Raw genomic sequence first — 19,133 nt, 5'->3', positions numbered from 1 at the left:
CGGGGACCATCCGCCAGCCAACCGGAAGCACGGGAAGAGATGTCGGCACCGAATAAGTCGTACGACCCTGTAGAGGTCGAGGCCTTGAAACCGGAAGAGATCGAGCGCATGCGGGACGAGGCGCTCGCCGCCTTCGCGGCCGCCGGCGACCTCGACGCGCTCCAGGAGGCCAAGGTCGCCCACACCGGCGGCGCCTCGCCGCTGGCCCTCGCCAACCGAGAGATCGGCGCGCTGCCCCCGCACGCCAAGGCCGAGGCCGGCAAGCGGGTGGGCCAGGCCCGCGGCGCCGTGAACAAGGCCCTCGCCGCTCGCCAGTCCGAGCTGGAGGCCGAGCGCGACACCCGGGTCCTGGTCGAGGAGGCGGTGGACGTCACCCTGCCGTACGACCGCGTACCGGCCGGCGCCCGCCACCCGCTGACCACGTTCATGGAGCGGGTCGCGGACGTCTTCGTGTCCATGGGATACGAGATCGCGGAAGGCCCCGAGGTCGAGGCGGAGTGGTTCAACTTCGACGCCCTGAACTTCACGCCCGACCACCCGGCCCGGCAGATGCAGGACACCTTCTTCGTCCAGGGCCCCCGGGGCACGGACGGCGACGAGTCCGGTGTCGTGCTGCGCACGCACACCTCGCCGGTGCAGGCCCGCGCCATGCTCGACCGTGAGCCGCCCGTCTACGTGGTGTGCCCCGGCCGGGTCTACCGCACGGACGAGCTGGACGCCACGCACACCCCGGTCTTCCACCAGATCGAGCTGCTGGCCGTCGACGAGGGCCTGACCATGGCCGACCTCAAGGGCACCCTGGACCACATGGTCCAGTCGCTCTTCGGCGCCGACATGAAGACCCGGCTGCGGCCGAACTACTTCCCCTTCACCGAGCCGTCCGCCGAGATGGACATGCTCTGCTACGTCTGCCGGGGCGCGTCCGTCGGCAACCCCGACCGGCCCTGCCGCACCTGCTCCAGCGAGGGCTGGATCGAGCTCGGCGGCTGCGGCATGGTCAACCCGCGCGTCCTCGTCGCCTGCGGCGTGGACCCGTCGAAGTACAGCGGATTCGCCTTCGGGTTCGGCATCGAGCGGATGCTGATGTTCCGCCACAACGTGGAAGACATGCGAGACATGGTCGAGGGTGACGTCCGGTTCACCCGGCCGTTCGGGATGGAGATCTGATGCGGGTCCCGCTTTCCTGGCTGCGGGAGTACGTCGACCTGCCGGCCACCGAGACCGGCCGCGACGTGCAGGCCAGACTCGTTTCCGCCGGCCTGGAGGTCGAGAGGGTCGAGCAGCTCGGCACCGGCCTCAAGGGCCCCCTCGTCGTCGGCCAGGTGCTGACCATCGAGGAACTGGAGGGCTTCAAGAAGCCCATCCGCTTCTGCACCGTCGACGTCGGCCGGGCCAACGGCACCGGTGAGCCCCAGGAGATCGTCTGCGGCGCCCGCAACTTCGCCGTCGGTGACAAGGTCGTCGTGGTCCTCCCCGGCGCCGTGCTGCCCGGCGACTTCGCGATCGCCGCGCGCAAGACGTACGGCAAGACCTCGCACGGCATGATCTGCTCGGGCGACGAGCTGGGCATGGGCGACGACGGCTCGCACGGCATCATCGTGCTGCCGCCGGAGTACGAGCCCGGCACCGACGCCATCGAATTGCTCGAGCTCGTCGACGAGGTCCTCGACATCGCCGTTACGCCCGACCGCGGCTACTGCCTGTCGATGCGCGGCGTGGCCCGCGAGACCGCCATCGCGTACGGACTGCCGCTGCGCGACCCGGCGCTGCTCGACGTGCCGGCGCCGAACGCGTTCGGGCACCCGGTGCGCGTCCTGGAGCCGCGGGGCTGCGACCGCTTCACCGCCCGCACGGTCACCGGCCTCGACCCCGAGGCGCGCTCCCCGATCTGGCTGCGGCGCCGCCTGCAGAAGGCCGGGATGCGTCCCATCTCGCTCGCCGTCGACATCACCAACTACGTGATGCTGGAACTCGGCCAGCCCCTGCACGCGTACGACCGCTCCCGCATCCAGGGCGCGATCGGCGTGCGCCGGGCCGAGCAGGGCGAGCGGCTCACCACCCTCGACGGCGTCAAGCGCACGCTCGACGCCGGGGACCTGGTGATCACCGACGACCGCGGGCCGATCGGCCTCGCGGGTGTCATGGGCGGCGCCGACACCGAGATCGACGACACCGAGGGCACCACCACCGAGGTCGTCGTCGAGGCCGCGCACTTCGACGCGATCTCCGTCGCGCGCACCGCCCGCCGGCACAAGCTGGCCTCCGAGGCGTCCAGGCGCTTCGAGCGCGGCGTCGACCCCGAGGCCGCCGCGGCCGCCGCGCAGCGCACCGTCGACCTGCTCGTCCTCCTCGCCGGCGGCACCGCCGACGCGGGTGTCACGCAGATCATCGCCCCGTCCGCGCCGCACACCATCGCGATCCCGGCAGACCACCCGGACCGGGTCGCGGGCGTCGAGTACGGCCGCGAGACCGTCGTGCGCCGCCTCCAGGAGGTCGGCTGCGACGTCTACGGGCAGGACGAGCTGATCGTCACCGTGCCCTCCTGGCGTCCCGACCTCACGGACCCGAACGACCTCGCGGAAGAGGTCATCCGGCTCGAGGGCTACGAGAACCTGCCCTCCACCCTGCCCAAGCCCCCCGCGGGCCGCGGTCTCACCGACCGGCAGCGCACGCACCGCCGGTTCGGCCGCGCGCTGGCCGGCGCCGGGTTCGTCGAGGCGCCGAACTACCCCTTCCTCGGCGAGCACGTCTTCGACCAGCTCGGACTGGACGCCGACGACCCCAAGCGAAAGGTCGTCAAGCTGGCCAACCCGCTCTCCGACGAGGAGCCGGCGCTCCGCACCACGCTGCTGCCGGGCCTGCTCGGCGCGCTGCGCCGCAACGACGGCCGGGGCAGCCACGACCTCGCGCTGTTCGAGACCGGTCTCGTCTTCCACCCGCGCGAGGAGCAGCGCGTCGCGGTGCGGCTGCCCGTCGACCGCCGCCCCACCGACGAGGAGATCGCGTCGCTGACCGCCGCGCTTCCCGTCCAGCCCCGGCACGCCGCCGTCGTCCTCGCGGGCGCCCGCGAGCAGGCCGGCTGGTGGGACAAGGGCCGGCCGGCCGACTGGGCCGACGCCGTCGAGGCGGCACGCACCCTGGCCCGGGAGACGGGCACCGAACTCCTCGTCCGCACCGGCCAGTACGGCCCGTGGCACCCGGGCCGCTGCGCCGAGCTCGCCGTGGTGATCGACGGCGCCGAGCAGGTCGTCGGGTACGCCGGTGAGCTGCACCCGCGGGTCGTCAAGGCGCTGGGCCTGCCCGCGCGCACCTGCGCGGCGGAGGTGGACCTGGACGCGCTGGAGCAGGCGAGCGCGGGGCTCCCGAAGGGCCCGCACATCTCGTCGTTCCCGGTGGCCACCCAGGACGTCGCGCTGGTCGTCGAGAAGTTCGTCCCCCACGCGGACGTGGAGGCGGCGCTGCGTGAGGGCGCCGGTGAACTCCTGGAGTCCGTCCGGCTGTTCGACGTCTACGAGAGCGAGCAGCTCGGTGAGGGGATGAAGTCCCTGGCCTACGCGCTGCGGTTCCGGGCCGCCGACCGCACCCTGACCGTGGACGAGGCCTCCGCGGCCCGTGACGCGGCCGTCGCCCTGGCGGCCGAGCGCACCGGGGCGGTGCTGCGCGGGGCGTGACCGTGCTGGGTCACCGCTGGTGACCCAGGTTGACGGTGAGTGAGGGGCACGTCCGGATTGCCGGATGTGCCCCTCACTCGTTCGGGTGACAACTGCGGGCGATCTGGTCCGATCGGGGCATGCGGTCGAAAGAATCGGACCGGCCCCGGGGGTGTCGACGGACACCCCGGGCCATTCTGCGCAGTCAGGGCCTGATGGGGGGCCGTCGGCATGATCCGTATCAAGGCTGGGGCGGTCCGCAGGGCGTGGCCCCGGAGGCACTCCCGGCCGTCGGGGCGGACGGCTCTCCCGGCGCGGGGCCGCCGGGGCGAGCCGGGGACCCGGCTGACGCGCGCGGTCCGCCGGGCCGGGCCACGAGCGCGGCTGGCCCGTGCGGTCCGCCGGACCGGCCGGCAGCCCGCGCGCCGGACCGTCCGCCGTGCCCTGTCGATGGGGCTCCCCATGCTCTGGGGCGCCGGCGCCGTCACGTACAAGCTGAGCTGCCCGCTCGCCCAGCAGACCGGGCTCGGTGCCCGGATCGTCACCAGCGCCGTGTTCTTCGTCGTAGGCACGGGGCTCGTCGTCCACGTCCGGCGGACGCTGCTGCGCGAGCTCCGGCAGATCCGCAAGGTCGCCGGTGCCGCGCAGAGTGTCCTGCTGCGTCCGCCGCCCCCGCGGATCGGCGGCCTCGACATCGCCGCGGCCCAGCTCTCCGCGGAGCGCGGCGCCGTCGTCGGAGGCGATCTGTACGAGGTGACAGCCACCGAGCACGGGGTACGGGCCGTGATCGGGGACGTCCGCGGCCACGGCCTCGGCGCCCTCACGACGGCCGCGGCCGTCCTAGGCAGCTTCCGCGAGGCCGCGCACGACGAACCCGACCTCACCGGGGTGCTTACGCGGCTCGACCGTGCCCTGGCCCGGCATCTGCGGGAGCGGGCGAGAGCCGAGCATCCCGCGGCGGGTTCCGAGCCCGACAGCCCGGTCGCGGAGGAGTTCGTCACCGTACTGCTCCTGGAGATCCGCCGCGACGGCGAGCTGCGTGTCCTCAACTGCGGTCACCCTTGGCCCTATGTGCTGCGCGGTGACCCGGCCCAGGGCGGAGCGGCCGTCCGGGTCGAGCCGCTCTCGTGCGGCGAACCGCTGCCGCCGCTCGGCCCGTTCCCGCTCCCGGCCGATCTGACGCCGTCAGCCCATGGGCGGCTGCTGCCCGGTGACGCCCTCGTGCTGCACACCGACGGGGTCGAGGACGCGCGGGACGCCCGTGGCCGGTTCTTCTCGCTGTCCGCCGCGCTCGCCGAGTGCGTCCGTACGCGGCCCGTCTCACCCCAGGCCGTGCTGGGCGCCGTCTTCTCCGGGCTGCGGCGCCACAGCGGCGGCCCGCCGACCGACGACGCGGCGCTGCTCGTACTCCACAACACCCGTCAACCCGCCCCGCGCCAGGGCGAGCCCGTGGGCCACCGCGCACACCCCGTCGTGTGAGCTCGGCGCGCCGTCCGCCCCGCCGCGGAGTGTCGGGCAGGCGGCCGGGCGGACGGCGCGGAAGCGGGCCGCCGCACTGTACGAGGGGGAGCCGGCGGCCCGCCCGGCCTCTTGCGAGGCAATTCAGTCAAGCGGCCCGAAACGCTCCGCAACAGCGCGTGCACTGCGTGGATTCGGGCATTCCGATCACACCCCGTGTGAAGCCGGACGCACTACGCTGTCGACACCGAGCCATTGGAGGGCCTCCATGCAGCCCAACACTCTGCTCGACGCGATTCTCGACGAGGCCGGGATCTCCCACGCGGGTCTCGCCGCGCACGTCAACCAGGCGGGCCGGGCGCGCGGCCTCGCACTGCGGTACGAACACACGGCCGTGGCGCGGTGGTTGAAGGGGCAGCGTCCCCGCGGCCAGGTGCCCGACCTGATCTGCGAGGTGCTCGCGGGCCGACTGCACCGGCCCGTCACGCTCGACGACATCGGTCTCGGGGTGCCCGGCGAACCCTCCGTCCCGCACGCCACCTCGCTCTCCGGCTTCGTCGAACGGGCCACGGCTCTGTGGCGCTCCGACGAACAGCAGCGGCCGCACATCCTCGGCGCCCCGGCCGTCACCGGTACGCCCGCCGTGATGCCCGTGTGGGAGTGGGAGAACCCGCCCGAGGACGTCGACGTCTCGCGCGGCGGCCGCCACCGGGTCAAGATGGCCGACATCGAGATGCTCCGCGCGGCCCGCGCCCACTACGAGCAGATGTACCGCAAGGCGGGCGGCGTCGCGACCCGCACCCGGATCGTCGGCTTCCTCAACTCCGAGACCGCGCCCCTGCTGCGCGGCAGCTACACCGACGAGACCGGCCGTCAACTCCACCGCGCCACCGGCGGGCTGGTCGCCGTCGCGGGCATCTGCGCCTATGACTCCGACGCGCACGGACTCGCCCAGCGCTACTTCCACCAGGCACTGCGCCTGGCAAAGGCCAGCGGGGACCGGGGACTTGGTGCCTACGTGATAGCGCTGCTCGTCAACCAGTCGCTGTTCATGCGGGAGTACCGGCAGGCCGTCGCCTTCGCCGAGGCCGCGCTGCGTGCCGCGGGCCGGCACATCACCCCGGCGCTCGCCTCCGACCTCTATGCGATGCAGGCCAAGGCGTACGCGCATCTCGGCGACGGCAGCAGCGCGCTGTCCTGCATCCGGCGGGCCGAACTGGCGGCCGAGCGCATCCGGCGCGGTTACGAGCCCGACGAGACCGGCTATGTCCAACCGGGCCTGGTGAACGTACAGGTGGCGGAGGCACTGCTCAGTCTCGGGGACCTGGTGGCCGCGGCCGAGCACGCCGCGGCGGCGGTGGACACGCCGGCGCACGACCGGGGGCGGGTGCACCGGCTCGCGATGCTCAGCCAGATCGAGCTGCGCCAGGGCAACGCCGACAAGGCGGTGGCGACCGCGGTCCAGATGGCCGAGCAGGCGCGGGGGATGGAGTCCCAGCGACTGCGCGACAGACTGCGGGCGGTACGCGAACACCTGGTGACCAGCGGCTGCGCCGGTACGGCCGAGGCCGCCGAACTCATCGACGGGGCCCTGCGCGTACCGCTGTAGAGGACCCGGGCCACCCTGCCGCACGCCCGCGGGGAGCCCGTGGGAGCACCTCATGCCGTGCCGGGGAGACGGGCTGTCCGTTCCCGCGCGCGGAGCACCGCGCCTGCCGCCGCGCCGTGAGCCAACTGCCGCGAGCCTGCTGCCACGACGCTCCTGCTGCGATATTGCCATCTACTCGGCGGAAGGTGGCAGAACCGTGCAGTGGACGAAACAGAACGAACAAACTGTGTATGAAAACCGCTGGTTCAGCGTCAATCTCGCAGATGTCGAGCTGCCGGACGGCCGGCATCTCGATCACTTCCTGATAAGGCTGCGGCCCGTGGCCGTGGCCACCGTGGTGAACGAGGCCAACGAGGTACTGCTCCTGTGGCGGCACCGCTTCATCACCGACAGCTGGGGCTGGGAGCTGGCGGCGGGCGTCGTCGAGGACGGCGAGGACATCGCCGTCGCGGCGGCCCGCGAACTGGAGGAGGAGACCGGCTGGCGGCCGGGACCCCTGCGCCGTCTGATGAGCGTCGAGCCCTGCAACGGGCTCACCGACGCCAGGCACCACATCTACTGGGCCGACGAAGGCACGTACATCGGGCACCCCGTGGACGACTTCGAATCGGACCGCCGGGAATGGGTTCCCCTGAAACTCGTCCCGGACATGGTCGCCCGCGGTGAGGTCCCGGCCGCCAACATGGCGGCCGCACTGCTTCTCCTGCACCACTTGAGGCTCGGTCAGGACGCCGTGCCCTGATCCCCCCGGGCGTCCTGTGGCCCTAGCGGCCGAGGGCCTGCCAGATCGCCACGACGAGTGCGCCCACGGCCGTGACGGCCGCGACCGCGGGCAGCGGCCAGCGGGAGTGTTCGAGGGCGACGACCCGTGCGCTCAGGTCGTCGAGCTCCTTGGCGGTCTGTTCGGCACGGTGACTCAGCAGAGCCAGCCCTCCCTCGACGCGCGCGTGCGCCACGTCGAGGCGGCGCCGTAACTCTGCGAGTTCCCCCTGGACCACGGGATGCTCCCGGTCGACGGTCACGTGATCGCTCCTTTGCGTAGTCATCACATCCCCTTCCTGCGCACGGAAAGTCAACTCGCCTGGTGGGTGCGCGGGGAGCGTGTGCGAAGGGCATATGCGAGCCCGGCGCGCACACGGTGTGTGAATGGAGCGGGCCCGGCTCGCGAAGGAGAGCCGGGCCCGCTTCCCGCCCCATGGTGACGGAGCGTGTTCGCGGGCGCGAGTGAGGTGGGGTGATCGCGCCGCCATGGCCGAGACCGGACGCAGGTGGCCGGATCGAGCGCCTTCGCCCGGTACCGGGGACGACCCGGGAACGGATTCAGGAGTAGGTGTAGAACCCGGAGCCCGTCTTCCGGCCGAGCCGGCCCGCGTCGACCATGCGCTGGAGCAGCGGGGGAGCGGCGTACAGCGGCTCCTTGTACTCCTCGTACATCGAGTACGCGACCGAGGCCACCGTGTCCAGGCCGATCAGGTCGGACAGCTTGAGCGGACCCATCGGGTGGGCGCAGCCCAGCTCCATGCCGTTGTCGATGTCCTCGCGGCTCGCGATGCCCGACTCGAACATCCGGATCGCCGAGAGCAGGTAGGGGATGAGGAGCGCGTTGACCACGAAACCGGAGCGGTCCTGGGCGCGGATCGCGTGCTTGCCGAGGATCTTCTCGACGAGTACCTGCGCCCGGCTGAGGGTCCCCTCGGAGGTGGTCAGCGCCGGGATCAGCTCGACGAGCTGCTGCACGGGCGCCGGGTTGAAGAAGTGGATGCCGATGACCTGGTCGGGACGCGAGGTGGCGACGGCCAGCTTCACCAGCGGGATCGAGGAGGTGTTGGAGGCGAGGATCGCGTCCTGCCGGGTCACCACCTGGTCGAGGATCTGGAAGATCTCGGTCTTCACCTGCTCGTTCTCGACGACGGCCTCGATCACCAGGTCACGGTCGGCGAACTCGCCGAGGTCCGTGGTGAAGGTGAGCCGGTCCTGGGTCGCCCGCAGCTCGTCCGCGGAGATCTTTCCGCGCTCGGCCGCCTTGGAGAGGGAGTTGAACAGGCGGGTACGGCCAATCTCCAACGCCTCGCCGGTGGTCTCGGCGACCTTGACGTCAAGGCCGGCACGGGCGCACACCTCGGCGATGCCCGCCCCCATCTGGCCGCAGCCCACCACTCCGACGCGTTCGATGTCGGTCACATCGTCCCTTTCGCTGATCTTCGTGCCCGCAGGTCCCCCGTTGTCCGGTGCCTGCTCCGATCGAGCACGTTACTCCGGAAGTGCCGGTGATCGATCGTCCGGGTCGGGCATGCTGGGCCGGGAAACGATCCGTGACCGGGCGGATCCGCAGCGTATGGGGGTGCACGGATGGGGCGGGTGTCACGTCGGGCGTTCGCGGTGGCCGCGCTGGCCACGCTGTCGGGCCTGCCGGCCGCGGGGGACGCGGCGGCCGATCCCGGTGCGCGAGGCGCGGGCGCGCGGAGGCGGGCGGTGCGCGAGATGCGCGGCATGTGGCTGGCGACGGTCGCCAACCGCGACTGGCCCTCGCGGGCCGGCCTCACCGCGGCCGAGCAGCGCGCCGAACTCCTGGCCCATCTGGACACGGCGGTCAGCCGCCGCCTCAATGCCGTGATCTTCCAAGTGCGCCCGACGGCCGACGCGTTGTGGCCCTCGCCGTACGAGCCCTGGTCGCAGTACCTCACCGGCGTCCAGGGCCGGGACCCCGGCTGGGACCCGCTCGGCACGGCGGTCACGGAGGCGCACGCCCGGGGGCTCGAACTGCACGCGTGGTTCAACCCGTACCGGATCGCCAACCACACCGACCCGACGCGGCTGATCGCCTCGCATCCCGCCCGGCTGCACCCCGACTGGGTCGTGCCGTACGGCGGGAAGCTGTACTACAACCCGGGTCTGCCCGAGGTGCGCGCGTTCGTGCAGGACGCGATGCTCGACGCGGTGCGCCGGTACGAGATCGACGCCGTGCACTGGGACGACTACTTCTACCCGTATCCGGTGGCGGGCCAGGTCTTCGACGACGACGCGGCGTACGCGGCCCACGGCGCGGGTTTCCCGGACCGTGCCGCCTGGCGGCGGCACAACATCGACCTGCTGGTGCGGGAGACGGCCGCCCGCGTCCGGCGCGTGAGGCCCGGTACCCGGTTCGGGATCAGCCCGTTCGCCGTGTGGCGCAACGCGGCGAGCGACCCGCTCGGCTCGGACACCCGGGCCGGCGTCCAGACGTACGACGATCTGTACGCGGACACCCGGACCTGGGTGCGCAGGCGCTGGATCGACTACATCTGCCCGCAGGTCTACTGGAACATCGGCTTCGCCGCCGCCGACTACGCGAAGCTGGTGCCGTGGTGGGCGGAGGCCGTCAGGGGCACCGGCGTACGGCTGTACGTGGGCGAGGCGCTGTACAAGGCCGGCGACCCGGCCCAGCCCGCGGCCTGGCAGGACCCGGCCGAGCTGTCCCGCCACCTCACCTTCGCCCGGGACCACCCTCGGGTGCGCGGCCACATCTTCTTCTCGGCCAAGGAGGTGTCCGTGGACCGGATCGGGGCGATGGCACGGGTGGTCGCCGATCACTACGGACGGCCGGGACCGAGCCGGTAGCGGGCGCCCGTGCCGCCGACGGCGCACCGGTGGCCGGCCGATGCCCGCCGGACGTGGTCAGCCCGCGGTTCGGCCCCCGGGTGGCGGGAGCCGGGTCGGTCATGCCGGGAGAGCGCGGCTGCCCCGCGGTTCGGCCCCCGGGTCGCGGGAGCCGGATCGGTCACGGCGGGAGAGCGCGGTGCCGCGCAGTTCGGCGCCCGGGTGGCGGGAGCCGGATCCGTCACTGCGGAAAGTGCGGCTGGACCATGGTGTCCCTGTGGCGGATCTCGGAGTCCGGGCCCGGCGACATCACTGCCTCGTGCCCGTCCTGGAAGCGCACACGGTACGGGGGAGTGCCTTCCGCCCCCATGACCTCGGTGATCTCCGCGACCTTGTCGTGCTGGCCGACGATCCTGCCATGCGTCACCAACTGGTCGCCCACGGTTGCACGCATCGTGAGGGCCTCCTCGTCACGTGCCGGATTTGGTCCGTGCGACAAGTCTACGGCCGACGGCTGCCGTTGACACGGCCCGTGGCCGGAGGTCAGCCCCGCGCCCGCTGGGTGAGCGCGATGCAGACCAGCACGGCCCCGGCTGTCAGGGGTGCCGCCGGGGTGAGGTGCTCCCCGAGGAGCAGCACCGACCACACCAGGGTGAGCAACGGCTGTGCCAACTGCAACTGGCTGGCCTTCGGGACCCCGATGGCGGCCATGCCCCGGTACCAGACCACCAGGCCGAGGAACTGCGAACCGGCCGCCACCCACAGCAGTCCGACAACACTGTGCGCCGTGAGCCGGACGGGCTCGTACGACAGCGCGATGAGCGCGCCCGGCACGGAGAGCGGCAGACACAGCACCAGCGCCCACCCGATGACCTGCCACCCCGGCATGACCCGGGCCAGCCGGCCCCCCTCGGTGTAGCCGGCAGCGCAGACCAGCAGGGCGGCGAAGAGATACGCGTCCGCGCCGGTCAGCCTCCCGCCGCTCTGCTGCACGGTGAACGCGATCACCGCGGCCGCCCCGGCGAGCGCGGCGGCCCAGAAGGTCCGGGAGGGCCGGGCACCGGTGCGCGCCGCGGAGAGCAGGGCGGTCGTCAGCGGCAGCAGCCCGACCACGACGGCCGCGTGCGAGGTGGTGGCCGTCTCCAGCGCGAGGGTCGTCAGCAGGGGGAACCCGAGCACGACACCCGCGGCGACCACGGCGAGCCCGGCCCAGTGCCGCCGCACGGGCAACGGGACGCGCAGCGCCAGCAGACAGCCGCCCGCGACCAGCGCCGCGAGGACGCTGCGGACCGCCACGAGGGACCACGGGCCGAAGCCCTCCAGACCCCAGGCGGTGGCGGGGAACGTGAGCGAGAAGGCGGTGACGCCGAGGGCGGCCAGGAGGGTGCCCGTGCGGGCGTCGCCCCGCTGCTGTGCGTCGCCCCGGTGGTCCGAGCGGGCGCTGTCGGGCGGGTCCGGCGGGCCGGTGGGCGAGCTGCCGGGCGGGTCCGGCGGGCCGGTGGGCGAGCTGCCGGGCGTGCTGACCGCTATCGCAGTCCGAGCGGTAGCGCTATCCTGTACTGTCATGCAAGAGCGTAGCAGCGTCGGTGAACTGGCGAATCAGCTGAGGCGGGAACTGAACCGCTACTCTCCCGGTGGAAAGCTGCCGTCGAGTCGGGCCCTGGTCGAGCGGTTCCGGGTCAGCCCCGTGACCGTGTCGCGGGCGCTGGCGCAGCTGGCCGCGGAGGGGCTGGTGGTGACGCGGCCGGGAGCCGGAGCCTTCCGGGCCGCGGCGCGTACCGCTCCCGTCGCGGCCGGCGACACCGCCTGGCAGACGGTGGCGCTGAGCGCGGACGCCGCCACCGAACTGGTACCGCGCACCGTGGACGCCTCCGGCGTGCTGGTGTCACTGGCGGCCCCGCCACCCGGCGTGATCGAGTTCAACGGCGGCTACCTCCATCCCTCCTTGCAGCCCGAGCGGGCGATGGGCGCCGCCCTGTCCCGGGCGGGGAGGCGGCCCGGGGTCTGGGGGCGGCCGCCCGTCGAGGGCCTCCCGGAGCTGCGGGAGTGGTTCGCCCGGTACATCGGCGGGGCCGTCTCCGCGGCGGAGGTGCTGATCACCGCGGGGGGCCAGTCGGCGCTCACCACCGCGCTGCGCGCGCTCGCCCCGCCCGGTGCGCCGGTCCTCGTCGAATCGCCCACCTACCCGGGCATGCTGGCGATCGCCCGCGCCGCGGGGCTGCGTCCCGTGCCGGTGCCGGTGGACCCGGACGGGGTGCAACCCGCCCTGCTCGCCGACACGTTCCGGGCGACGGGCGCCGGCGTCTTCGTCTGCCAGCCGCTGTTCCAGAACCCGACCGGAGCGGTCCTCGCGCCCGAGCGGCGCGGCGAGGTGCTGCGTATCGCCCGGGAGGCGGGGGCGTTCGTCGTCGAGGACGACTTCGTGCGGCGGCTGGCGCACGAGGACGCCGGCCCGCTGCCCCGGCCGCTCGCCTCGGAGGACCCCGACGGAGTCGTCGTGCACGTGAACTCCCTGACCAAGGCCACCTCGCCGAGCTTCCGGGTGAGCGCGCTCGCCGCCCGCGGCCCGGTCCTCGAAAGACTGCGCGCCATCCAGGTCGTGGACACCTTCTTCGTGCCGCGGCCCCTGCAGGAAGCGGCCCTGGAACTCGTCGGCTCGCCGGCCTGGCCGCGCCATCTGCGGTCCCTCTCGGCCGAGTTGAAGCACCGGCGCGATGCCATGACCTCGGCGCTCCGCCTCCACCTGCCCGAACTCGCCCTGCCGCACATCCCGTCCGGCGGCTACCAGCTCTGGGCGCGCCTGCCCGACGGCACGGACGAGGCCGCGCTCGTCGCGGGGGCCCTGCGGGCGGGCGTGGCCGTGACGCCCGGCCGTCCCTACTTCAGCGCCGAACCGCCCGCCGGACAACTCCGGTTGAGCTTCGCGGCCGTCGCGGGCCCGGGAGAGATCACCGAGGGCGTACGGCGACTGTGCGCGGCGTGCGACGAGGTGCTCGGGCGGACCGGGGATCAATGAGGTGGACCGGGACGCCGCTTCCGGCCGGCGCCCTCGGGGGTGATCCCGTCAATACCCTCAGTTACACCTCTTGACCTGCGAAGTTTCGCGCTCCACCATCGCCGCATGCCTCTTCGGGTCACCTTCGTCGCTGCCGCGCGCAGCTCCGCGCTGCTCGCCGAGCGCTTCGAGGACGACCGGCCGCTGGACCAGGCCGGCTGGGACGAAGCGCAGCGTGCCGCAGGCGGACTCGTGCCGCCGGCGGCCGCCGAGTCGCGCTACTGCTCGCCGACCCCGCGCAGCAGGGCGACCGGCGACGCGCTCGGCTATGCGCCGCTCGTCCAGGTCGCGCTGCGCGACTGCGACATGGGGCGCTGGCGCGGCTTCACGCTCGGCGAGGCGATGGCCCGCGAACCCGAGGCCGTCGACTCCTGGCTCGCCGACCCGCATTCGGCCCCGCACGGCGGGGAGTCGCTGGCGTCCTTCGTCTCCCGGGTGGGCGACTGGCTCGACACCCGGCCCGTCGGTGACGGCGGCCGGATCGTCGCCGTGGTCGAACCCTCCGTCGTCCGGGCCGCCCTCGTCCATGCCCTGCAGGCCCAGCCGTCCGCTTACTGGAACATCGACGTCCGACCCCTGTCGACGGTCACCGTCACCGGGCACAAGGGGCGCTGGAACCTGCGCCTGGAGTCCGGGCCCGAGCGCCACCAGGGCTAGTCCCCCTTGGCAGGCGGACGTAGTCGGTGGTGAGGACGAGGTCCTTGGCCGGGCCGCCCACCCGCCACACCGTCCGCCAGCGGTCCGCGTCGTGGACCGTGAACTCGCCCCGGTAGAGGTCCGCGGCGCAGGGGTGGCCGGCGGCATGGCGGCCCGTGGACAGGTCGAGGTCGTGGAAGAAGCGGCCGTCGGAGAACCGTACGACCGCGGTACCCGCGCGGTCCCCGGGCCGGAACCACAGCGTCCGCTCGGCGGGACGGGGAGTGCCCTGCCAGACGAAGGTGCCGCATTCGTGGTGCAGGAGGCCGTCGCTGCCGTCCTCGGGCGGTGAGAAGACCGTAGTGCCGGTGAACCGCCCCTCTGTGCCTGCCGCGAGGTCCGCCACCCGGCGCTCCACCCGCCAGCTCCCGGCCAGGTAACCCAGTACGTCGGCCACCGGCCTGAACTCGCCCATCCCGCCCTGCTCTCCGCCACATCCGACCCGGCACACGCCTGCGCACATCCGATGCTGCGCAACCCATTGACGCGCTTCGGTCACCTTCCTATCTTGCCGTTCGAAGTACTGATCAGCGTCCGGGATTTCGAACAACCTCAGACTACAGAGCCGCGGAGTATCCATGTCACCCACCCGCACCCGCTGGAGACTCGGTCTCACGGCCGCCGCGCTTCTGGTGGCCTCGGCCGTCGTGCCCGGCCCCGCGAACGCCGCCGACGTCACCGACTACTCGATCACCGTCGACCCGAAGGGCTCGGGAGCGAAGATCGACGACACGATGTACGGCGTCTTCTTCGAGGACATCAACCGCGCCGCGGACGGCGGGCTGTACGCCGAGCTCGTCCAGAACCGCTCCTTCGAGTACAGCACCGCGGACAACGCGTCCTACACCCCGCTCACCTCCTGGGACACCAGCGGCACCGCCCGGGTGGTGAACGACGACGGACGCCTCAACGCCCGCAACCGCAGCTATCTCACCCTGGGCGGCGACTCCTCGGTCACCAACTCCGGCTACAACACCGGGATCAGGGTCGAGCGCGGCAAGGTCTACGACTTCTCGGTCCGGGCCCGCGCCGACGCGGCCACGTCCCTCACCCTGACGCTGCACGACGCCGACGGCACACTCGCCCGGGCCCGCCGGGTCGGCGTGCGCGGCGGATGGGCCCAGTACACGGCGAAGTTCACCGCGAGCCGTACCAGCAGCACCGGCCGCCTCACCGTGGCCGCCGGCCGTCCCGCGGCGCTCGACATGATCTCGCTGATGCCGCGGGACACCTACAAGGGCCATGGTCTGCGCAGGGACCTCGCGGAGAAGATCGCCGCCCTGCACCCGGGATTCGTACGCTTCCCGGGCGGCTGCCTGGTCAACACCGGCAGCATGGAGGGATACGACGAGGCCTCGGGCTACGAACGCAGCCGCTCCTACCAGTGGAAGGACACCGTCGGTCCCGTCGAGCAGCGCGCGACGAACTCCAACTTCTGGGGCTACAACCAGAGTTACGGCCTCGGATACTACGAGTACTTCCAGTTCTCGGAGGACGTCGGCGCGATGCCGCTGCCCGTCGTGCCGGCGCTGGTCGCCGGCTGCGGCCAGAACCGGGCCACGGACGACGACGCCCTCCTCGCACGGCACATCCAGGACACCCTCGACCTGATCGAGTTCGCGAACGGCCCCGTCACCAGCGAATGGGGCGCGAAGCGGGCGGCGATGGGCCACCCCCGGCCCTTCCACCTCACCCACCTCGAGGTGGGCAACGAGGAGAACCTGCCCACCGAGTTCCTCGCCCGCTTCGAGAAGTTCCGCGCGGCCGTCGCGGCCGAGTACCCGGACATCACCGTGATCTCCAACTCCGGTCCCGACGACAGCGGTTCGATCTTCGACACGGCCTGGAAGCTCAACAAGGACGCGGACGTCGACATGGTCGACGAGCACTACTACAACAGCCCGCGGTGGTTCCTGCAGAACAACGACCGCTACGACTCCTACGACCGCGGCGGCCCCAAGGTCTTCCTCGGCGAGTACGCCTCGGGCGGCAACACGTTCAAGAACGCCCTCGCCGAAGCCGCCTACATGACCGGCCTGGAACGCAACGCGGACGTCGTGAAGCTGGCCTCGTACGCCCCGCTGCTCGCCAACGAGGACTACGTCCAGTGGCGGCCCGACATGATCTGGTTCAACAACCACGCCTCGTGGGGGTCGGCCGACTACGAGGTGCAGAAGCTCTTCATGCGCAATGTCGGCGACCGGGTGGTGCCCTCCACGGCGAGCGGCACACCGGACGTGAGCGGGCCCCTCTCCGGCGCGGTGGGCCTGTCGACGTGGGCGACCACGGCCGCGTACGACGATGTCCGCGTCACCGGCGCGGACGGGACCACCCTGCTCGACGACGACTTCAGCGGTGACGCCGGACGGTGGACCCACACGGGCGCCGGCAGCTGGAGCGTCCAGGACGGCCGGTACGTGCAGAGTGACGAGGCCGCCACCGACACCATGGTCTCGGCGGGCGACCCCGCCTGGCACGACTACGACCTGCATGTGAAGGCCACCAAGAAGTCCGGCAAGGAGGGCTTCCTCGTCGCCTTCGGCGTCAAGGACACCGGCAACTACTACTGGTGGAACCTCGGCGGCTGGAACAACACCACGTCGGCGGTGGAACAGGCCGTCGACGGCGGCAGGTCGACCCTGCTCTCCAAGCCCGGCTCGATCGAGACGGGCCGCGCCTACGACGTCGACATCAAGGTACGGGGGCGCCAGGTCACCCTCTACCTCGACGGCGAGAAGTGGGGGACCTTCACCGACGACAAGCCGGCCGAGCCGTTCCGGCAGGTCGTCACACGCGACGCCAGGAGCGGTGACCTGATCGTCAAGGTCGTCAACGCCCAGTCGGCGGACGCCCGTACGGCCGTCGACCTCGGCGGCGCGAAGGTCGCCTCCAGGGCGAAGGTCACCACGCTGGCCGCCTCGCCCGACGCGGTGAACAGCGAGAGCGGGACCACCGTCGCGCCCGTCACGTCCACCTTCGTGGGGGTCGCCGACAGGTTCACGTACACCTTCCCGGCGAACTCCGTGACCTTCCTGAGGATCAGGACGCGGTAGGCGCCGAGGGCGCGGACGCCCCGGCCGGACGACGGGTCACCGGCCCGTGGTCCGGCCGGGGCCGACCGGGACCCCCGGACTCCCGAAGCCCGAAGCCCCGGATGTCCCCCCGGTGCCCGCGGGGCCGCCCGGCGCGTCAGCTCACCCGCTCGGCGAGGAAAATCTCCCAGGTGAGCTTGCCGACGTCGTTGCCCCCGAGGGCGAGGTTCTCGCCGGCGCGGTAGGCCCTGCCTGCCTTTCCCGGCATCCGGAGCGGCAGCAGCGGACGGCGCTTGCCGCACGCTTCCAGGTAGTCGCGCAGCAGGTCGCCCAGCGGGTAGACCGTCGGGCCCGCGAGCGGAGCCACCAGGCCGGCGGGCTGTCCGAGGGCCAGCTCGGCCAGCCGGGCGGCCACCTCGCGCGAGTCCACGGGCTGGAACCGCAGGCCGCCCGGGACGGGGACGACCGGCATCTTCGCCATCTTCTGGGCCATCGTGAGGACGAGGTCGTGGAACTGGGCGGCCCGCAGCATCGTCCAGGGAATCCCCGAGTCGGTGATCGCGCGCTCCGCGGCCAGCTGCGTCCTGAACCAGCCCAGCGGCATCGTGTCGGCTCCGATGACCGAGATGTGCACGAGGTGCTTCACACCGGCGCGCTGCGCGGCCCGCACCAGGTTCCGCGCCACGGTGTCGTCGCCCTTGTTGCCGCCCGCCAGGTGCACCACCGTCTCCACCCCGGCCAGCGCCGGCTCGACGCCCCCGCCCTTGAGCAGGTCGACCGCGACGTACTCGACACCGTCACCGGACGTGCCCCCGCTGCGGTTCAGCACCCGTACCTCGCGGCCCGCCGCCCGCAGCAGCGGGACGACGTGGCGGCCCAAGGTGCCCGTGCCGCCGGTGACCAGGATCGGGGAGGTCTTCATGGCAACTCCTGAAGTGTTCGGTCCGGAAGCCGTACTCCCGGGACGCTCGGCTGCGTTGAGTGGATCTACTGTTCTGACACCCGGCGACGAAGGAATGTGACACGGTGGACGAACGTGAATCGCTGACGGCGCGTTTCGAGGAACAGCGGCCCCACCTGCGGGCGGTGGCGTACCGCATACTCGGCTCGCTCGGCGAGGCCGACGACGCGCTTCAGGAGGCCTGGCTGCGGGCCGGCCGTGCCGACGTCGGCAGCGTCGAGAATCTCGGCGGCTGGCTGACCACGGTGGTGGCCCGGGTGTGCCTGAACATGCTGCGTGCGCGTGAGCACCGCCGCGAGGACCCCCTCGACGGACAGTTCCCGCCCGACGGACAGGTGTCGCACCCGGTCGTCCAGCCGGAGTCCGGGCACGATCCCGTGCGGGAGGCGGAGCTGGCCGACTCGGTCGGCCTTGCGATGCTGGTGGTGCTCGACACGCTGGCGCCCGCCGAGCGGCTCGCCTTCGTGCTGCACGACATGTTCTCCGTACCGTTCGACGAGATCGCCCCGCTGATCGAGCGTTCCACGGCCGCGACGCGACAGCTCGCGAGCCGCGCGCGCCGCCGGGTCAAGGGCGGCAGCCCGCAGCCGGCCGCCGATCTCGCCCGCCGGCGCGCGGCGGTCGACGCCTTCCTCGCCGCCACGCGCGGCGGGGACTTCGACGCGCTGGTCGCCCTGCTCCACCCCGATGTCGTGCTCCGGGCCGACAAGGCCGTCGTCCCCAGCGCGGAACCCGTCCTCGTCACCGGCGCCCGTGTGGTGGCCCAGGGAGCCATGGCCGCCATGGACCGCGCCAGGGCCACCGAGGTGGCCCTGGTCGACGGACGCGTGGGTCTCGTCATGGCACCGCTCGGCCGTCTCCGCCTGGTGCTCGCCTTCACGGTCACGGACGGCGGGATCACTGAGATCGAGGTGATCGCGGAGCCGGACCGCCTGCGCCGGGTGGAGCTCGCCGTCCTCGACGCCTGACCACCACCGGCTCGCCCCGCCGTCTCTGGTGGCTCGGTGCGGCTCGGCCCGACCGGCTCGGTCCGCCGTCCCTGGTGGCTCGGTGCGGCCCGGCTCCACCGGCTCGGCCTGACCGGCTCGGTCCGCCG

Annotated in this window: 16 protein-coding genes; 10 read left to right on the top strand and 6 right to left on the bottom strand. The window is 72.6% G+C overall.

The window, feature by feature from the left end:
• Positions 1-39: 39 nt before the first annotated feature.
• The 5 genes from pheS to AC0ZLC_RS12850 all read left to right on the top strand — a co-directional run bounded on the left by pheS (position 40) and on the right by AC0ZLC_RS12850 (position 7,459).
• Positions 40-1,167, top strand: a complete 1,128-nt coding sequence (gene pheS, locus AC0ZLC_RS12870) for a phenylalanine--tRNA ligase subunit alpha (protein WP_476752060.1) — start codon at positions 40-42, stop codon at positions 1,165-1,167.
• The gene (pheT, locus tag AC0ZLC_RS12865; protein ID WP_476752059.1) at positions 1,167-3,671 is read left to right on the top strand and encodes a phenylalanine--tRNA ligase subunit beta; all 2,505 of its coding nucleotides are present in this window, start codon (positions 1,167-1,169) and stop codon (positions 3,669-3,671) included. Before pheS ends, pheT begins: the two co-directional genes overlap by 1 nt.
• A 441-nt stretch (positions 3,672-4,112) precedes the next feature.
• The gene (locus AC0ZLC_RS12860) at positions 4,113-5,129 is read left to right on the top strand and encodes a PP2C family protein-serine/threonine phosphatase (RefSeq protein WP_476752058.1); all 1,017 of its coding nucleotides are present in this window, start codon (positions 4,113-4,115) and stop codon (positions 5,127-5,129) included.
• Between the two features lie 247 nt (positions 5,130-5,376).
• Positions 5,377-6,717, top strand: coding sequence for a transcriptional regulator (locus tag AC0ZLC_RS12855; protein WP_476752057.1), 1,341 nt, complete (start codon positions 5,377-5,379; stop codon positions 6,715-6,717).
• 196 nt (positions 6,718-6,913) lie between these two features.
• Entirely contained in the window at positions 6,914-7,459 is a 546-nt protein-coding gene (locus AC0ZLC_RS12850) for an NUDIX hydrolase (protein WP_358854678.1), read from the top strand.
• Positions 7,460-7,481: 22 nt separating this feature from the next.
• Here AC0ZLC_RS12850 and AC0ZLC_RS12845 read toward each other — a convergent pair whose 3' ends face one another.
• Positions 7,482-7,739: a hypothetical protein gene (locus tag AC0ZLC_RS12845; protein ID WP_476752056.1), complete on the bottom strand. Its 258-nt coding sequence runs from the start codon at positions 7,737-7,739 to the stop codon at positions 7,482-7,484.
• A 298-nt stretch (positions 7,740-8,037) separates the two neighbouring features.
• Positions 8,038-8,898 carry a 3-hydroxybutyryl-CoA dehydrogenase gene (locus AC0ZLC_RS12840; RefSeq protein ID WP_476752055.1) on the bottom strand — a complete coding sequence of 287 codons (861 nt, stop codon included), beginning with the start codon at positions 8,896-8,898 and terminating at the stop codon, positions 8,038-8,040.
• Between the two features lie 168 nt (positions 8,899-9,066).
• Between AC0ZLC_RS12840 and AC0ZLC_RS12835 the strand changes: the two genes are divergently transcribed.
• Positions 9,067-10,314, top strand: a complete 1,248-nt coding sequence (locus AC0ZLC_RS12835; RefSeq protein WP_476752054.1) for a glycoside hydrolase family 10-like protein — start codon at positions 9,067-9,069, stop codon at positions 10,312-10,314.
• 220 nt (positions 10,315-10,534) lie between these two features.
• Here the strand turns inward: AC0ZLC_RS12835 and AC0ZLC_RS12830 are convergent, their stop codons facing one another.
• Both AC0ZLC_RS12830 and AC0ZLC_RS12825 read right to left on the bottom strand, forming a co-directional pair.
• Positions 10,535-10,747, bottom strand: a complete 213-nt coding sequence (locus AC0ZLC_RS12830) for a DUF1918 domain-containing protein (protein ID WP_476752053.1) — start codon at positions 10,745-10,747, stop codon at positions 10,535-10,537.
• A gap of 89 nt (positions 10,748-10,836) precedes the next feature.
• Positions 10,837-11,859 carry a DMT family transporter gene (locus AC0ZLC_RS12825; protein ID WP_476752052.1) on the bottom strand — a complete coding sequence of 341 codons (1,023 nt, stop codon included), beginning with the start codon at positions 11,857-11,859 and terminating at the stop codon, positions 10,837-10,839.
• Here AC0ZLC_RS12825 and AC0ZLC_RS12820 point away from each other — a divergent pair.
• Both AC0ZLC_RS12820 and AC0ZLC_RS12815 read left to right on the top strand, forming a co-directional pair.
• A complete protein-coding gene (locus AC0ZLC_RS12820; protein WP_476752051.1) occupies positions 11,858-13,309 on the top strand; it encodes an aminotransferase-like domain-containing protein in 1,452 nt (483 codons plus the stop codon). The two genes, AC0ZLC_RS12825 and AC0ZLC_RS12820, sit on opposite strands and share 2 nt — an antisense overlap.
• 105 nt (positions 13,310-13,414) lie before the next feature.
• A complete protein-coding gene (locus AC0ZLC_RS12815) occupies positions 13,415-14,005 on the top strand; it encodes a histidine phosphatase family protein (RefSeq protein WP_476752050.1) in 591 nt (196 codons plus the stop codon).
• Here AC0ZLC_RS12815 and AC0ZLC_RS12810 read toward each other — a convergent pair.
• Entirely contained in the window at positions 13,941-14,459 is a 519-nt protein-coding gene (locus AC0ZLC_RS12810) for a DUF6314 family protein (RefSeq protein WP_476752049.1), read from the bottom strand. The genes AC0ZLC_RS12815 and AC0ZLC_RS12810 overlap by 65 nt on opposite strands.
• A 163-nt stretch (positions 14,460-14,622) precedes the next feature.
• On the opposite strand from AC0ZLC_RS12810, the gene AC0ZLC_RS12805 reads away from it, so the two are divergent.
• The gene (locus AC0ZLC_RS12805; RefSeq protein WP_476752048.1) at positions 14,623-17,097 is read left to right on the top strand and encodes an alpha-L-arabinofuranosidase C-terminal domain-containing protein; all 2,475 of its coding nucleotides are present in this window, start codon (positions 14,623-14,625) and stop codon (positions 17,095-17,097) included.
• A 136-nt stretch (positions 17,098-17,233) separates the two neighbouring features.
• On the opposite strand, the gene AC0ZLC_RS12800 is transcribed toward AC0ZLC_RS12805, so the two are convergent.
• Complete coding sequence (locus AC0ZLC_RS12800; RefSeq protein ID WP_476752047.1) at positions 17,234-17,998, bottom strand: SDR family oxidoreductase; 765 nt, start codon at positions 17,996-17,998, stop codon at positions 17,234-17,236.
• 104 nt (positions 17,999-18,102) lie between these two features.
• Here AC0ZLC_RS12800 and AC0ZLC_RS12795 point away from each other — a divergent pair, with 104 nt between their 5' ends.
• The gene (locus AC0ZLC_RS12795; RefSeq protein WP_476752046.1) at positions 18,103-19,005 is read left to right on the top strand and encodes a sigma factor; all 903 of its coding nucleotides are present in this window, start codon (positions 18,103-18,105) and stop codon (positions 19,003-19,005) included.
• Positions 19,006-19,133 lie beyond the last annotated feature (128 nt).

This window comes from Streptomyces sp. GLSS-08 (assembly GCF_056387915.1).
The sequence above is the reverse complement of the archived record's forward strand: the minus strand, read 5'-3'. Positions and strand labels throughout refer to the sequence as shown.

Excerpts from the sequence above, each read along its gene's own strand:
- AC0ZLC_RS12810 (WP_476752049.1), bottom strand. The coding sequence starts at position 14,459 with ATGGGCGAGTTCAGGCCGGTGGCCGACGTACTGGGTTACCTGGCCGGG.
- AC0ZLC_RS12805 (WP_476752048.1), top strand. The coding sequence starts at position 14,623 with ATGTCACCCACCCGCACCCGCTGGAGACTCGGTCTCACGGCCGCCGCG.
- AC0ZLC_RS12835 (WP_476752054.1), top strand. The coding sequence starts at position 9,067 with ATGGGGCGGGTGTCACGTCGGGCGTTCGCGGTGGCCGCGCTGGCCACG.
- AC0ZLC_RS12815 (WP_476752050.1), top strand. The coding sequence starts at position 13,415 with ATGCCTCTTCGGGTCACCTTCGTCGCTGCCGCGCGCAGCTCCGCGCTG.
- pheS (WP_476752060.1), top strand. The coding sequence starts at position 40 with ATGTCGGCACCGAATAAGTCGTACGACCCTGTAGAGGTCGAGGCCTTG.
- AC0ZLC_RS12860 (WP_476752058.1), top strand. The coding sequence starts at position 4,113 with ATGCTCTGGGGCGCCGGCGCCGTCACGTACAAGCTGAGCTGCCCGCTC.
- AC0ZLC_RS12830 (WP_476752053.1), bottom strand. The coding sequence starts at position 10,747 with ATGCGTGCAACCGTGGGCGACCAGTTGGTGACGCATGGCAGGATCGTC.
- AC0ZLC_RS12820 (WP_476752051.1), top strand. The coding sequence starts at position 11,858 with ATGCAAGAGCGTAGCAGCGTCGGTGAACTGGCGAATCAGCTGAGGCGG.
- AC0ZLC_RS12825 (WP_476752052.1), bottom strand. The coding sequence starts at position 11,859 with ATGACAGTACAGGATAGCGCTACCGCTCGGACTGCGATAGCGGTCAGC.
- AC0ZLC_RS12800 (WP_476752047.1), bottom strand. The coding sequence starts at position 17,998 with ATGAAGACCTCCCCGATCCTGGTCACCGGCGGCACGGGCACCTTGGGC.
- AC0ZLC_RS12855 (WP_476752057.1), top strand. The coding sequence starts at position 5,377 with ATGCAGCCCAACACTCTGCTCGACGCGATTCTCGACGAGGCCGGGATC.
- pheT (WP_476752059.1), top strand. The coding sequence starts at position 1,167 with ATGCGGGTCCCGCTTTCCTGGCTGCGGGAGTACGTCGACCTGCCGGCC.